The 15439-nt window shown below is 46.5% G+C and carries 13 protein-coding genes and 1 rRNA gene; all 14 read left to right on the top strand.

Annotated elements, in window-relative coordinates:
* Positions 1-282 precede the first annotated feature (282 nt).
* Positions 283-1296 (top strand): type I glyceraldehyde-3-phosphate dehydrogenase, encoded by a 1014-nt coding sequence (gene gap, locus BLR11_RS03225; RefSeq protein ID WP_091648147.1) that lies wholly within the window; start codon positions 283-285, stop codon positions 1294-1296.
* 42 nt (positions 1297-1338) lie between these two features.
* Positions 1339-2361 (top strand): sugar-binding transcriptional regulator, encoded by a 1023-nt coding sequence (locus tag BLR11_RS03220; protein ID WP_091648145.1) that lies wholly within the window; start codon positions 1339-1341, stop codon positions 2359-2361.
* 28 nt (positions 2362-2389) lie between these two features.
* Complete coding sequence (gene gap / locus BLR11_RS03215) at positions 2390-3403, top strand: type I glyceraldehyde-3-phosphate dehydrogenase (RefSeq protein ID WP_091648143.1); 1014 nt, start codon at positions 2390-2392, stop codon at positions 3401-3403.
* A 144-nt stretch (positions 3404-3547) separates the two neighbouring features.
* A complete protein-coding gene (locus BLR11_RS03210; RefSeq protein WP_091648142.1) occupies positions 3548-4729 on the top strand; it encodes a phosphoglycerate kinase in 1182 nt (393 codons plus the stop codon).
* Positions 4730-4758: 29 nt separating this feature from the next.
* Positions 4759-5520, top strand: a complete 762-nt coding sequence (gene tpiA, locus BLR11_RS03205) for a triose-phosphate isomerase (RefSeq protein ID WP_091648140.1) — start codon at positions 4759-4761, stop codon at positions 5518-5520.
* Between the two features lie 212 nt (positions 5521-5732).
* Positions 5733-6362 carry a DUF47 domain-containing protein gene (locus tag BLR11_RS03200; protein ID WP_091648138.1) on the top strand — a complete coding sequence of 210 codons (630 nt, stop codon included), beginning with the start codon at positions 5733-5735 and terminating at the stop codon, positions 6360-6362.
* The gene (locus tag BLR11_RS03195; protein ID WP_091648137.1) at positions 6355-7353 is read left to right on the top strand and encodes an inorganic phosphate transporter; all 999 of its coding nucleotides are present in this window, start codon (positions 6355-6357) and stop codon (positions 7351-7353) included. Before BLR11_RS03200 ends, BLR11_RS03195 begins: the two co-directional genes overlap by 8 nt.
* Before the next feature lie 109 nt (positions 7354-7462).
* Positions 7463-7894, top strand: coding sequence for an RrF2 family transcriptional regulator (locus BLR11_RS03190; RefSeq protein ID WP_091648135.1), 432 nt, complete (start codon positions 7463-7465; stop codon positions 7892-7894).
* A 174-nt stretch (positions 7895-8068) separates the two neighbouring features.
* Complete coding sequence (gene cdaA, locus BLR11_RS03185) at positions 8069-8887, top strand: diadenylate cyclase CdaA (RefSeq protein WP_091648134.1); 819 nt, start codon at positions 8069-8071, stop codon at positions 8885-8887.
* On the top strand, positions 8884-9804 hold the full coding sequence (locus tag BLR11_RS03180) for a CdaR family protein (RefSeq protein ID WP_245675066.1): 921 nt from the start codon (positions 8884-8886) through the stop codon (positions 9802-9804). Before cdaA ends, BLR11_RS03180 begins: the two co-directional genes overlap by 4 nt.
* Before the next feature lie 15 nt (positions 9805-9819).
* A complete protein-coding gene (locus tag BLR11_RS03175; RefSeq protein WP_091648130.1) occupies positions 9820-11424 on the top strand; it encodes an NAD(P)/FAD-dependent oxidoreductase in 1605 nt (534 codons plus the stop codon).
* Positions 11425-12780, top strand: a complete 1356-nt coding sequence (glmM, locus tag BLR11_RS03170) for a phosphoglucosamine mutase (RefSeq protein WP_091648128.1) — start codon at positions 11425-11427, stop codon at positions 12778-12780. It abuts the gene before it with no gap.
* A 276-nt stretch (positions 12781-13056) separates the two neighbouring features.
* Positions 13057-14886 (top strand): glutamine--fructose-6-phosphate transaminase (isomerizing), encoded by a 1830-nt coding sequence (gene glmS / locus BLR11_RS03165; protein WP_091648126.1) that lies wholly within the window; start codon positions 13057-13059, stop codon positions 14884-14886.
* Between the two features lie 403 nt (positions 14887-15289).
* Positions 15290-15439: ribosomal RNA gene (locus tag BLR11_RS03160) — 16S ribosomal RNA — on the top strand; the annotation flags it as partial.

Below are 15439 nucleotides of genomic sequence, written 5' to 3'. Positions count from 1 at the left end.
TATTATATAATGTATGTAAGATATTTTTAACAACGCATATTCAAACGAGGATATGCGTTGTTTCTTATAAAATAAGGTAAATACCAAGTATTTAGCCTTTTCTTTCTTCAATTGTTTATTCTAATTAAAAAATAATGCAAAAGTAGTAGACAAGAAATAAAGTTTAGTATACACTATAGCTGTAAGATTTTAGTAAAGGGCCGAGTGTCCCTTGGTAAAAGACCTTTGTCTAGCTTAAGTGGGACATAAATCGTACCACTTAAAATGTAAGGAGGAAAAGTAATGACAGTAAAAATGGGTATCAGCGGGTTTGGAAGAATTGGACGGTGTACCTTCAGGACTTCGTTCCTGCGTCCGGATGTTGAGGTTGCGGCTATTAACAGCCGGACAGTCGGACCTATTATGGCCGATTTGTTAAAGTTCGATACCGTTCATGGCACGTGGAATCATGAGGTATCGTTTGATTCGGAAAAATCGCAGTTGATCATTGATGGCAAACCGATTCCGGTTACAAGTGAAACCGATCCCGCCAATATTCCTTGGAATAAAATGGGCGTCGATATTGTAGCTGAATCAACGGGCAAATTCAAGGACCGCGATTCGGCAGCTAAACATTTAGCTGATGGTGCAAAAAAAGTCATTATTACGGCACCCGGAAAGAATGAAGATGTTACGATCGTCATGGGCGTCAATGAAGACATGTATGAACCGGACAAGCATCATATTATTTCCAACGGCTCCTGCACGACGAATTGCCTGGCTCCGGTGGCCAAAGTACTGTCCCGTGAATTTGGTATCGTTCGCGGCATGATGACGACGGTCCATTCCTATACCAATGATCAGCTGCTGGTCGACGGCGTGCATAAAGATATGCGCCGGGCCCGCTGTGCAACACAGTCTATTGTTCCGACGTCTACCGGTGCCGCTAAGGCCGTGGCGCTTGTTCTGCCGGAACTCAAAGGAAAGTTTACGGGCATGGCGCTGCGGGTGCCGACTCCGAATGTTTCCATGACCGATCTAGTTACTATTTTAGAAAAAAATGTTACCGTAGAGGACGTAAACCGTGCATTGAAAAAATGGGCAGAAGGGCCGTTAAAAGGAATTTTGGCCTATTCCGAAGCACATACGGTATCGTCTGATTATATCAGTGATCCGCACAGCTCTATTGTCGATGCACTGGATACACAAGTCGTAGAAGGCAACATGGTAAAGACCGTTGCCTGGTATGATAATGAATGGGGATATTCGCTGCGCGTCAACGATTTGGCAGCCTATATTGCGAAAAAGGGATTTTGATCCCACGGTACGGGCAGCGCGATATATAGCGGAGGAACTTATATGAAGCAAGATTTCTTAGAAATATTTCAAAAAATTGCCCCGGATTTGATGGGGACCGTCAAGGAACGGTATTTATTGCTGCGTCATATTTCGGATGCAGAACCCGTGGGACGGCGGACATTAGCCGGCATATCGGGCCTTTCCGAACGGGTCGTACGAGCTCATGTCGATGTGCTGCGGCGCAGCGGTATCGTCCGCTTTACGACGATGGGCATCGCCTTGGAACCGGAAGGGAAAGCAATGATGCCGGATCTGCTGGAATGCTTTTTGCGGCTGAACCGGTTAGATGAAATGCAGCAGTATATTCGCCAGAAACTGCGGTTGAAAGAAGTATGCATCGTACCGGGAAACTGCGATAGCGACAAAACGGCAAAGGATGAGTTAAGCCGCAAGGGGGCGCTGCTGCTGGCCGATTTATTGGACGGCGTAAAGACGGTAGCGATCAGCGGTGGTTCGACGATGGCCGGAGTGGCGGCAACGCTTCCGGAAAATGCGTCGGGAGTTGCTGTCGTGCCTGCCCGCGGTGGTATTGGGAATCGTGTAGAATTTCAGGCCAATGTCATTGCGGCACAGATCGCCTCGAAAGCAAACGGTACGTATCATATGCTTCACATTCCCGACGGGTTGAGCGAATCGACCTTGCGGGTCATGCTTCGCAGCGATATGCAGACTAAAAAAATAGTAGCGATGGCTAAAACAGCAGAGGTTATTCTATTTGGTATCGGACGGTCCGATATCATGGCAGACAGACGGGAACTTACAGTATCGGAACGCAAGAAATTGGCGGATGGCGGTGCCCTGGGGGAAGCCTTGGGATCGTACTGCAATGTGTCCGGCGAGGTGGTTTACGCAACGAATAATGTGGGTATTTCCCTGACAGAGCTGCAACATAATCTGCATGTTATCGCAGTGGCCGGCGGATCGAGCAAGGCCAAGGCTATTATCGCCGTTATGCGGGCTTGTCATACGGGGACGCTGGTCACAGATGAAGCAGCAGCATCGGAAATAGCCAAATTGATTTGAGGATATAGAGTGGGAAAGGGTGTATATAATGGTAAAAATCGGGATTAATGGCTTTGGACGTATTGGCAGATCTGCGTTTAAAATTGCCATGCGATATAAAGATGAAATTGAGATCGTAGGAATCAATGATATTACGAGCGCAAAGAATATGGCGCATTTATTGAAATATGACAGTATTTACGGGAGAATGAATGCCGAAGTAAGCTATGATGATACCCATATCATCGTCGATGGTAAAAAATATCCTTATTTTTGTGAAAAAGACGTTACCCGTGTCGATTGGGATGCCTTGGGTGCCGATATTGTCGTAGAAGCTTCGGGAAAATACATTGATGCCGATAAGGCTCGCGTGGAATTGGGCGGCTCGGTGAAGAAGGTCTTGATCACGGCACCGGCCCGGCATGAGGATTTGACGATCGTTTTGGGCGTCAATGATGATGTCTATGATCCGGTCAAGCATAATGTGATTTCCGGGGCTTCCTGCACGACTTGCGTGTTAGCGGCTATTTTAAAACTCATGAACGATACCTACGGCGTTGTACGCGGCATGACAACTTCCATTCATTCGTATACGAACGATCAAAAGATATTGGATGTTTCACATAAGGATCTGCGCCGGGCCCGGGCAGCGGCAGTTTCTATTATTCCTACCACGACAGGAGCGGCACAAGCGATTACCAAGGTGCTTCCGGAATATGCCGGCAAGATGAGCTGTTATGCTGTTCGTGTGCCGACTCCCGATGTTTCTATTGTCGATATCGTTTTGGAATTAGACACGGAAGTTACGGCAGAGGAATTGAAACGTACATTTAAGGAAGCGGCGGCAGGACCTTTCAAAGGGATCATCGACTGGACAGAGGATGAACTTGTTTCCGTTGATTTTAGAGGAAATGAAAATACGACGACCATTGATTTGCCTTTAAATATTACCATGGAAGGCGGCATGGTAAAAATTTTGGCTTGGTATGATAATGAATGGGGTTACGCCCGCCGGGTCATTGATCTTGTTAAATTCCTTGCCCGCAAAGGTTTTTGCCATTAGGCTGCGTAATATATATAAGTGGGATGTAATGCGCGGCGGGGGTGTACTCCGTCGCGCATTCGTTATATACTAAGTATAGCGTTAAGAACTATATGTAATATAACGGCACACGATGCCGGGTGTTATATAAAGGAGGACGATAGTATGAAAAAAAATATAACCGATATAATAGTAGATAATAAACGAGTATTTGTACGGGCTGATTTTAACGTACCCCTGAATGATGCAGGTACTATCACGGATGATACACGGATTCAGGCGACCTTGCCGACGATCCGCTATTTGCTGGAACATCATGCAAAAGTGATACTGGCCAGTCATTTAGGACGTCCTAAGGGACAGGCAGTTCCTGCGTATTCGCTGCGTCCTGTTGCCGGCAGACTCAGCGAACTGCTTGGCGTACCCGTGCAGATGGCACCGGACTGCATCGGTGCCAATGTGCAGGCTATGGCAGATGCGTTGCAGCCGGGACAAATACTGCTGCTGGAAAATCTTCGTTTCCATAAAGAAGAAGAAAAAAATGATCCCGAATTTTCCCGTCAATTGGCGGGATTGGCTGAAATCGGCATCAACGATGCCTTCGGCGTATCTCACCGCGCGCATGCGTCAGTTGCCGGCATTACGGCTTATTTGCCTATGGCGGCAGGGTTCCTGCTGGAAAAGGAAATCCGCTTTATCGGCGGCGCGGTAAGTCATCCGGCCCATCCCTTTGCCGCTATTATCGGCGGCGCCAAGGTGTCCGACAAAATTGAAGTTATTTCCAATCTGCTGCCAAAGATCGACGTCATGATTATTGGCGGCGGCATGGCCAATACGTTTATTGCGGCAATGGGCTATTCGATTGGAAAATCCTTAGTGGAAACGGATAAAATCGAATTGGCTAAGAGTCTGATTGAACAGGCTAAAACGCAAGGAAAGCAGCTTATGCTGCCGACGGATGTCGTTGTGGCTTCTGCATTTTCTAATGATGCAGATAAAGAAGAAGTGCCCATTGATGCGGTTCCTGCGGACTGGATGATCCTGGATATCGGCAGTCAAAGCCGGCAGGCCTTTGCCAAGGTCCTGGATTCTATGAAGCTTATTGTTTGGAATGGTCCGATGGGGGTATTTGAAATGGAAGCGTTTGCCCGCGGCACGGAGGCGGTTGCCAAGGCTGTAGCTGATTCGCAGGCTGTTTCTATCGTCGGCGGCGGAGACTCCGTTGCGGCTGTCAATAAAACGGGACTTTCTGATAAGATAAGTCATATTTCCACCGGCGGCGGTGCTTCGCTGGAATATTTGGAAGGTAAAAAGCTTCCGGGAATTGAAGCTTTATCCGATAAATAATATAGCAATGAAGAGAAGGAGTTAAGCTCATGAGAAAAACAATTATTGCAGGTAACTGGAAAATGAATCATACCGGAGAAGAAGGTGCTGCTGTCTTGCAATCACTGGCTGCGCGAGTCACGGCAAAAGAGGGTATGGAGGTCGTTGTAGCTCCGGTATTCCCCTATTTGGCGTCTGCGGTGCAGATTGCTGCCGGGAGTTCTGTAACCATTTCCGCCCAGAACATGCATTGGAAGGATACGGGGGCGTACACCGGTGAAGTTTCACCGGCTATGCTGGTCGACATTGGTGTTACCCATGTGATTATCGGCCATTCAGAACGCCGTGAATATTTTAATGAAACAGATGAAACGGTAAATTTGAAGGTAAAGGCCGCCCTTTCTCACAAGCTTACTCCTATCGTCTGCTGCGGAGAGTCGCTGGAACAACGAGAACGGGGCGAAATGAAAGTATGGATTGAAGGACAGATCCAACAGGCTTTTGCTGATGTTGCGGCAGAAGATATGACGCAGGTCGTTATTGCGTATGAACCGATTTGGGCGATTGGTACCGGCAGGACGGCTACGCATGAACAAGCGCAGGAGGTATGCGCTATTATCCGGCATAAGATAGGGACATTGTATGATCCGTCTCTTGCGGACGGGATCTCCATTCTCTACGGCGGCAGCGTCAAAGGCGGCAATATAGCAGCGCTTACACAGTGTGCGGATATTGACGGAGCCTTGGTTGGCGGCGCCAGTTTGCAGGCCGATGACTTCATGGATATTATTGACCATGCAGTCATAAAATAGTCTATCGTCAAACCGGTATCAAGGGGGAAATTACTCTGGATGCCGGTTTTTTGCATGGCCGTATGCAAATTTTGCATTTTAAAGTTGTTAATATTTTTAAGGTAGATGGCGGTTATGTGTAGATTAATGAATTTTCCTATGCTATAATTTATTGTAAAGAGCATGTATCGTTATATGCTCTGTTCTTACATCTATAAGGAGAATTGATTATTATGGCATTCCGATTGAAGCCTAAGGAAGAAAAATTTTTTTCGTTATTGGAACAACATGCCCAGCTTTGCTATGAAGCTGCAAATTTATTGAAGCAGGCTATGGATGGCGATGTCGAAAAAAACGAAGCTTTGGAACAAATTTCTGTATTAGAAGGTAAGGCCAATGAGCTGGTCATGGAAACAATGAAACGGCTGCAGAAAACGTTTATTACCCCTATGGACCGTGAAGATATTCAGCAGCTTATTGATCAGCTGGATCATGCCATTGACGCGATTAAGGAAATCATGGATAAGATGTGCATATACCAAGTCGGGGATGCAACGGAAGGGGCCAAGCAGCTGGCGTCTATTGCGGCTAAGTCCATTAAGGAAACCCGGAAAAATATCGCGTATATGAAAAATCTGAAAAAAGATTATTTGAAAGTCGAAGCCCGCAGTAATAAGATTCTTGCACTGGAACAAGAAGGTGATGATTTATATCATTCGGAAATGGCGAAGTTGTTTACGGATTGCAAGGATCCCATTGAAATCATCAAATGGAAGGAAATTCTTCAGTCCGTGGAGGATGTTATTGATGATTGCGAGGATTTAGTCATTACGTTCAGACGGGTTGTGTTAAAGTATGCCTGAGCATTGGGTCATATGGACAGTCGTTTTATTTGCTGTCCTCTTTGATTATATAAATGGCTTTCATGATACGGCGAATGCCATTGCCACGAGTGTCTCGACCCGTGCTATTTCACCTCGCCATGCTGTTTTGATGGCGGCTACGCTTAATTTTGCAGGGGCAATGATCAGTACAGGGGTCGCAAAAACTATAGGCGGCGATCTCGTAGTGAATCCTGCCGGCATCAGTTTGGAAGTTATTGTCGCAGCTTTGATCGGTGCGATCATTTGGAATTTAGCTACCTGGTATTATCGTATTCCCAGCAGTTCGTCCCATTCCCTGGTCGGCGGCGTTATCGGCGCAGTTACGGTCAGTGTGGGACCGCAGGCTTTATCCTATTACGGTATCGGAAAAATCGTGATGGCATTGATACTTTCTCCAATCGTTGCGTTAGGAACCGGTTATTTTGTCATGATCGCCCTGTTATGGATATTTCGTAATTTTTCGCCTATTACACTGAATCACCAATTTCGCAAGATGCAGCTTGTTTCGGCCAGCTTGATGGCGTTTTCTCATGGATCCAATGATGCGCAGAAGGCTATGGGAATCATCGCACTGGCGTTATTGAGCGGAGGATATATAGATACCTTGGAAATACCGATCTGGGTCAAAATGGCGTGTGCTACGTCTATGGCATTAGGTACATCGGCCGGCGGCTGGCGTATTATTTCCACGATGGGAACCAAAATTTTCAAGATGGAATCGATCAACGGCTTTGCTGCTGATTTGAATTCTTCCATTGTTATTTTTACCGCAACGTTCCTGCATCTGCCAGTTTCTACTACCCATGTCGTATCCGGTTCTATTATGGGGATCGGTTCGGCAGAACGCGTTCGCGCCGTTCATTGGGGAGTTGCCCGCAGCATGCTGTTGGCATGGGTCATTACGATTCCGACCAGTGCTCTTATTTCCGCTATTATTTATTCTATTATGAAAGTGCTGTTTGGTTTGTAATGATTGCTTTTACTGCATAAGGCGAGCTGCTTATGCAGTTTTTTTTACGCATTAAACTATACTTTTTCGGTTAATTATTGTATAATGGCGGCATGGGAGGTGTCATCACATGAAATTGAATCAAGCTACGGATTATGCATTTCGAATGGTATTGTATCTGGCCTCACTGCCGGAAGGAACGAAAATGACCGGAGCGGCATTGGCTGAAAATCAACATATTCCCGAACGCTTTTTGTTAAAAATCATGCGGAGCCTTACGGCGGCAGGCATTATGAAATCCTACCGCGGTGTGGATGGCGGGTTTGCTTTGCAGCGTCATCCATCAGAAATTACATTGTTTGATATCATAGAAGCAGTAGAGGGACAGACGGAGTTACAGCGCTGCTTGCATGACATGAGTTCCTGTACACGCGAATGCGGCGGTATGTGTGCTATTTACGGAGCTTTTTCAGACATCCAGCATCAGTTGGCAGAACGGCTGAAGGCTATTAATTTTGAAGGGTTGGCAGAACAAGAAAGAACGTTTCATGCTAATAAATGAATAGGTGATCTAACCGACACTGTGGCAGCGGACGTGGTATATATTTTATGTATACCACGTTTATTTTTGTCATATTTTTGCCATTATGCAAAATATATAGTAAAATAAGACTACATATGATGATAAGGTTATTTTTTGTGAATAGTGTATTTTTCTTATATATGGGGAGCGCATATGTTTATTCCGATGCAAGGATTTATCAGCAGCTTTAGACTACTGGATATATTAGATATCATTCTGGTTGCTTTTGTTCTTTACAAATTATTCATGCTGATCCGCAATACCCGGGCCGTTGCCTTGGTGAAAGGGCTGCTGGTTCTGGGCGTGGTTACGGTAGTCAGCAGGATCCTCGATCTGCACGTTATTAACTGGATGCTGCAGCAGGGGATGACGATTATTCTGGTAGCTCTTCCGGTAGTGTTTCAGCCGGAGCTGCGGCGTGCGCTGGAACAAATCGGCCGCGGCCGTTTTCTGCGTTCCGGACAGGTCATCAGCTTGGAGGAAGTGGAACGGCTTTTGGATGAAGTCGTAGCGGTCGTAGATAATTTATCAAAGGAAAAAGTCGGAGCCCTGATCGTCTTTGAAAGAGAAGTAGGGCTTAATGACTATATCGATACAGGAATTGCGATTGATGGCAAAATTTCACGGGAATTATTGGGCAATATTTTTATTCCCAATACGCCGCTTCATGATGGAGCGGTTATTATACGTGAGAATAAGATTATGGCGGCGGGGTGTTTATTGCCATTAACTTCAGATCGTTCTTTGTCGACGGAGCTGGGAACGCGTCATCGGGCGGCCATCGGCATCAGTGAATTGGCAGATGCTGTTGTCGTTGTTGTCAGTGAGGAAACGGGATCTGTTTCGTATACGTACGGCGGTCATATTTATCGGCATTTGGATAATACGGCATTGCGCAATGTATTGATGACATTTTTAAATAGACCTTCTAAAGGATTGGCAAATATCTTTAAATGGAGGCCTTCGAAATGATGAAAACATTAGGTAAAAATTGGCAGCTAAAGATTATTTGCCTGCTTTTGGCTATTGTGCTTTGGTTTGTAGTTATTTATCAGCAAAATCCCACGAGTGAAGGAAGCTATACGGTTCCGGTCGTTATAGAAAATCTGGATTCCAAGTACATTGCGACCAATGCGCCTAAGACGGTATATGTCCGTTTGTCGGGACCTCGCAATACGATCATCAATATAGGGGCATCGGATATTAAAGCATATATTGACCTGAGCAAGGCGGAAGAAGGAGAGACGACCGTGCCGATCCATTTGGAACTGCCAGCAGGTACGGAGCTGAAGAAGCAGAGTACGACTACTGCCAATCTGTATATCGATGTCTACGCCGTGCAGGAATTCCAGATCACGCCGCATTTAGTCGGCAGCTTGGAAGAAAATATTTCCGTGGAAAACTTGAAATTAGTTCCAGAAAAGGTTATTGTTAGTGGTGCACGTCGATTAATCAACAAAATCGATCGGGTTGCGATCGATATTCCTGTCGATGGCAAGGTAAAGGATTTCTCATTGATGGCGCCGATTCATTTGCTGCAGAAGGATGGAAATCCGGTAGAAGGTCTTGAAATTACGCCGTGGCAGAGCAATGTGAAGGTTACGCTTACACATAATGCCGTGGCAAAGAAGGTTCCGGTCAATCTCATTACCTATGGAGCACTGTCTCCTAAGGTGCATATGAAACAGGTGGTCATTACGCCGAATGAAATAGAAATCCGCGGCAATGCCAATGCAGTCAAGAATATTGATCGAATTAACTTGATGCCTATCAGCGTCGACGGGCTGGAAAAGAATAGAGAATGGAAAGTGGCGATTCCGCCTTTGGATGGTGTCGTCATGAATCCGGATACGGTACAAATACGTGTTGAAGTTGAGCCGGATCAGTAAAAAGGAGAGATACTTGTGTTACGTATTTTAAATATCCGGACAAAAGTGCCGATGGAAAAGACCTTGGAGAAATTAATTTCATATAAGCTCCATTGTAATTGGCAGGATATTACGGATATCTGTATTGTGCGTCGGTCTATTGATGCACGCCGTAAACCGAGAATTTATTTTGTGTTTACCGTCGATATACGTTTGAAAAATGAAAAAGAAGTGTATACCCGCTGCCAGGAGGATAAGGATGTCCGCCGGATAACGGAACCGGATCCGATTTCCATCGTGCCGGGGCCGCTGGCGCTGTCTAACCGTCCTGTTGTTGTGGGAACCGGACCTGCCGGTATGGCGGCGGCGTTTCTGCTTGCCCAATATGGGTACCGCCCTATCGTATTGGAACGGGGCTGTGATGTGGATACACGGACCAGGCATGTCGAAGAGTTTTGGCAGACAGGAGCGTTCCGGGCTGCGTCCAATGTTCAATTCGGAGAGGGCGGAGCCGGGACATTTTCCGATGGAAAACTTACGACGCGTGTCAATCATCCGCTCATACCGATGATTTTGAAGCAATTTGTAGAAGCCGGTGCGCCGGAGGAAATCATGTATGCCTACAATCCTCATGTGGGAACGGATATATTGCGGGATGTCGTGAAAAATATGCGCCATACCATTGAAGAGATGGGCGGCAATGTTTATTTTAATCAATGTGTAACCGCGGTTAACCGGGATGCGGCAGGAGCGGTACGTTCGGTAACCGTAAATGATGCAGAGGAAATTCCGACAGACATTGTTGTGTTAGGAATCGGTCACAGTGCCCGTGATACGTATCAGATGTTGTACGACAAGGGTATTGTCATGGAGAGAAAACCCTTTGCTATGGGAGTGCGGATCGAACATCCGCAGGATATGATCGACCAGTCGCAATATGGCTGCCCCGCAGCCGAACTGGGATTAGATGCAGCGGATTATGCATTGGTATACCATGATAAAAATGGCCGGTCCGCCTATTCCTTCTGCATGTGTCCCGGCGGTGTCGTCGTAGCAGCGGCATCAGAAGAAGGCATGGTCGTTACCAACGGCATGAGTCTGTATCACCGCGACAGCGGCATTGCCAACAGTGCACTGGTCGTCAACGTATCGACAGAGGATATAGGCGGTACCGGACCGTTGGCAGCCATTGCATTCCAGCGGCATTATGAACGATTAGCCTTTGAAGCGGCAGGGAGCAATTACTGCGCACCGGCGCAAACGGTCGGAGATTTTCTGAAGCGCCCTGAGACAGATGCCAAACCGCTCGTGTATTCCTATAAACCCGGCGTTGCCTGGGTAGATCTGCATACCGTACTGCCTGATTTTGTCAGTGCGACGCTGGAACAGGCACTGCCGTATTTCGGACGGCATATACACGGATTTGATAACAGCGGGGTGGTCATGACCGGAGTTGAAACCAGAACGAGTGCTCCCGTCCGGCTCGTGCGGGGGGAAGACCGTGCAGCTTCCGGCGTGCCGGGACTATACCCCATCGGTGAGGGTGCCGGGTATGCAGGCGGCATTATGAGTGCATCGATCGATGGAATGGAAACGGCAATAGAAATCATCAACAAATACAAACTTTTGGAGGGAATTTAAATGGCAAGATTGTTTGGAACTGATGGGGTACGAGGCATTGCAAATGATACATTGACACCGGAGTTGGCATATCATTTAGGCCGGGCTGCTGCCTATATTTTCGGTCGGGATAAGGAACATCCGACATTTCTTATCGGACGGGATACACGCCGTTCCGGTACGATGTTAGCCTCTATTTTGGCAGCAGGTATTGCGTCTGTTGGCGGGAATTGCTATATGGTGGGCGTTATTCCTACTCCGGCAATCGCTTATTTGACACGTATCCATCATTTGGATGCGGGAATTATGATTTCGGCTTCACATAATCCGTTTGAATACAATGGCATTAAATTCTTTGACAAATATGGTTTTAAACTGCCCGATGCAAAGGAAGATCAACTGGAAGAATATATGCTCAAGGATGAACAGTGCGGACTGCACAGCCGCCCTACGGGGGAAGCAATCGGGACTATTTCCGACTGGCATAACCTGCAGGAGGAATATATGAATTTTGTGTTGAGCACAACCAATGTGGATTTGACGGGCCTTAAACTTGTTCATGACGGGGCGAATGGTTCGGCTTCTGTTTTGGGACCGGAAATTTTCCGGCGCCTGGGAGCCGAAGTAATCGCGATTCATCACGAACCCAATGGCGTCAATATTAATGATAAGTGCGGCTCGACTCATTTGGAAAGCTTAAAGAAAGCTGTTCTGGAGCATGGGGCTGATTTGGGAATCGCGAACGACGGCGATGCCGATCGGTGTCTGGCTGTCGATGAAAAGGGCCGTGAAATGGACGGCGATCAAATTATGCTGCTTTGCGCGCTCAAATTGAAAGAAGACGGGCATTTGAAGTATGATACGGTTGTCGGTACGGTTATGAGCAATATCGGATTTCATAAGGCGCTGCAGCAGATCGGCTGCCGCAGCGAAATCACGGCCGTAGGAGACCGGTATGTATTGGAAAATATGCGTAAAAACGGATATTGTCTCGGCGGAGAACAATCGGGACATATTATTTTTTCCGATTATAACACGACAGGAGATGGCTTGCTGACGGCTGTACAGCTGCTCACTATTATGAAGAACAAAAACAAGCCATTATCTGAATTATCGGATATGATGGTCAAATATCCGCAGATTTTGAAAAATATCCGTGTTCAGACTAAATCGGGATGGGAAGAAAATAACTTGATCATGGCAGCTATTGCGGCCGGTGAAGATGAACTGGGAGAAGATGGGCGTATCCTTGTCCGTCCTTCCGGTACGGAACCGTTGATCCGGGTTATGGCGGAAGGTCCCGATCAGCAGCAATTGGAACGGATCGTGGATGATATTGTTGCGGTAGTAGAGCATGAAATGGGACCTGCAAAATAGAGGGTATTGACCAATGGACCCGATTATATTAAAATGTATGGATGGAATCTCTTTATGATTCCATCCTGTTTTTTTTATAGGCGTTTGGAAATCCGTTCGTAAAATGGATAGCGCTAGTACCCGGGAACGGGGTTCCGGGTAGACGAGGTAGAGAAGTATCGAGTTTTCAGCGGATGTCTCTCGGCAGCTTCAGTCGTCATATGTTGGGAAAACACAGCGGTAACGCGGTGGACAAACTCATCATAAGAAGTAGAATAGGCTAGGAGGTCTAAACATATGTGTGGTATCGTAGGTTATATTGGTGATCGTCAGGCAACGGAATTTTTGATGGATGGCTTGGCAAAATTGGAGTATCGAGGGTATGATTCTGCCGGAATTGCCGTGTATCATGATGACAAAATCACCGTACAGAAGAAGGTTGGCCGGCTGGTCAATCTGCAAAAGGTAGTAGAGGAACATCCGAACGTAGGAACTGTTGGTATCGGACATACGCGCTGGGCTACGCACGGAGGCCCGTCCGACATGAATTCTCATCCGCATACCGATGAAAAGGGAGATTTTGCTGTTGTTCATAACGGCATTATCGAAAATTATCTGGAATTGAAGGAAGAACTGATCGGCAAGGGGTATCATTTTAAGTCGGAAACCGATACAGAAGTAGTCGCACACTTGTGTGCCGACATGTACGACGGCGATTTTGCCAGCACCGTACGCCACGTATTGCTGCGTCTGCGCGGATCCTTCTCGCTGGTGTTCATGTGCCGCTTTGAACCGGATAAGATTATCTGCAGCAAACGGGATAATCCGCTCATTATTGGTCTTGGGAACGGAGAAAATTATATTGCGTCTGATATCCCGGCTATTTTAAGCTATACACGTCGTACATACATATTGAACGACGAGGAAATGGCGATTGTCCAGAAGGATAAAATCTGGGTTACCGATTATGAAGGAATTCCTATTTCCAAAAAAGTTTTTGAAGTAAATTGGGATGCCGAAGCCGCAGAAAAAGGCGGATTTGAACATTTCATGCTGAAGGAAATCTATGAACAGCCGAAAGCGATTCGCGACACTATGAGCTGCCGTATCGCCAATGATGGCACGCATGTCGTATTTGACGAATTGAAATGGACGCCGGAGGATGTTAAATCCATCGACAAAATTTTGATTACCGCCTGTGGTACGGCGTATCATGCCGGATTGCTGGCGAAGTATTTTATTGAAAAAATCGCCAAGATCCCGGTGGAAGTAGATATTGCTTCGGAATACAGATACAGAGATCCGTTGACGGATCATAAAACGTTGTGCATCGTCATCAGCCAGTCCGGCGAAACCATTGATACACTGGCGGCTTTGAAAGAAGCCAAGCGCCGCGGAGCGCGTTCGCTGGCCGTTACCAATGTCCTGGGATCGTCTATTTCCCGCGAAGCGGATCAAGTTGTATATACGTGGGCCGGACCGGAAATCGCCGTGGCTTCGACGAAGGCATATACTACGCAATTGGTAGCGCTGCTGCTGCTGTCTTTGTATATGGGACAGCTGAACGGCGAATTGGATGCTGAATTAGAAGGAAATATCTTGAGCGATCTGATGAATGTACCGGATCAGTGCCAGCAGATTTTCGACCATGTGGAAGATATTCATGCCTATGCGAACCAGTTTAAGGAAAAAGAAGATGTTTTCTTTATCGGACGCTCCATGGATTATGCCTTGGCGATGGAAGGGGCACTAAAACTCAAGGAAATTTCTTATATTCATGCAGAAGCCTATGCCGGCGGGGAATTGAAGCATGGAACACTCGCTTTGATCATATCGGGCGTGCCTGTTATTGCCTTGGCTACACAGCGGAACGTAGAAGAAAAAATGATCAGCAACATCAAGGAAGTAAAAGCCCGGGATGCATTTGTGGTAGGTGTCGTGCAGGAACATGATACAGAAGTGGCAAAATGTGTGGATGCTATTATTACCATACCGAAAACCTCTAATTTCGTCGTTCCTATTATGACGGTAATACCGCTGCAGCTGCTGGCGTATTATACGGCTGTCGTTCGCGGCAACGATGTAGATAAGCCTCGTAATCTGGCAAAAAGCGTTACCGTGGAATAAACACGTATACTCTTTTAGCACACGGTAACCACCGTGATACACCTAGTTGTGTATCACGGTGGTTTTTTATAAAATCATAGAACTTTCTATTTTTTTCTATTGTCTAAATGCTGCTTGTATGATATAATAAACAAACCATCAGGGAAGACGTGAGCAACTATTAAGATATGAGCAATCATTTTAATGGAATTTGAAAAAAAGTTTTTTCGAATTAATGCTTGACAAGAACTCGTGATGATGGTAAACTAATTAAGTCGTCGCGAGACGGCAATGACCTTTGAAAACTGAACAATGTAACGAACAAACAAACGCCAGAGTGCGAGGTCTTGGAAACAAGACGTCAAAACGAGTAAGAAAACGAACCAAAAACAATAGCAAGAATGAGCCGAATGGCTCTTCATATATCATGGAGAGTTTGATCCTGGCTCAGGACGAACGCTGGCGGCGTGCTTAACACATGCAAGTCGAACGAGGCTTTTCAAGAAGCTTGCTTCTTGAAAGACCGAGTGGCAAACGGGTGAGTAACGCGTAAACAACCTGCCCTCAGGATGGG

Source organism: Megasphaera paucivorans, assembly GCF_900103535.1.
In the GTDB taxonomy this organism is placed as follows: Bacteria; Bacillota; Negativicutes; order Veillonellales; family Megasphaeraceae; genus Megasphaera_A; species Megasphaera_A paucivorans.
This window is presented reverse-complemented; position numbering and strand designations above follow the sequence as displayed.

Excerpts from the sequence above, each read along its gene's own strand:
- gap (WP_091648147.1), top strand. The coding sequence starts at position 283 with ATGACAGTAAAAATGGGTATCAGCGGGTTTGGAAGAATTGGACGGTGT.
- BLR11_RS03180 (WP_245675066.1), top strand. The coding sequence starts at position 8,884 with ATGATGAAAACATTAGGTAAAAATTGGCAGCTAAAGATTATTTGCCTG.
- BLR11_RS03200 (WP_091648138.1), top strand. The coding sequence starts at position 5,733 with ATGGCATTCCGATTGAAGCCTAAGGAAGAAAAATTTTTTTCGTTATTG.
- gap (WP_091648143.1), top strand. The coding sequence starts at position 2,390 with ATGGTAAAAATCGGGATTAATGGCTTTGGACGTATTGGCAGATCTGCG.
- glmS (WP_091648126.1), top strand. The coding sequence starts at position 13,057 with ATGTGTGGTATCGTAGGTTATATTGGTGATCGTCAGGCAACGGAATTT.
- BLR11_RS03190 (WP_091648135.1), top strand. The coding sequence starts at position 7,463 with ATGAAATTGAATCAAGCTACGGATTATGCATTTCGAATGGTATTGTAT.
- BLR11_RS03210 (WP_091648142.1), top strand. The coding sequence starts at position 3,548 with ATGAAAAAAAATATAACCGATATAATAGTAGATAATAAACGAGTATTT.
- cdaA (WP_091648134.1), top strand. The coding sequence starts at position 8,069 with ATGTTTATTCCGATGCAAGGATTTATCAGCAGCTTTAGACTACTGGAT.
- BLR11_RS03220 (WP_091648145.1), top strand. The coding sequence starts at position 1,339 with ATGAAGCAAGATTTCTTAGAAATATTTCAAAAAATTGCCCCGGATTTG.
- BLR11_RS03195 (WP_091648137.1), top strand. The coding sequence starts at position 6,355 with ATGCCTGAGCATTGGGTCATATGGACAGTCGTTTTATTTGCTGTCCTC.
- glmM (WP_091648128.1), top strand. The coding sequence starts at position 11,425 with ATGGCAAGATTGTTTGGAACTGATGGGGTACGAGGCATTGCAAATGAT.
- tpiA (WP_091648140.1), top strand. The coding sequence starts at position 4,759 with ATGAGAAAAACAATTATTGCAGGTAACTGGAAAATGAATCATACCGGA.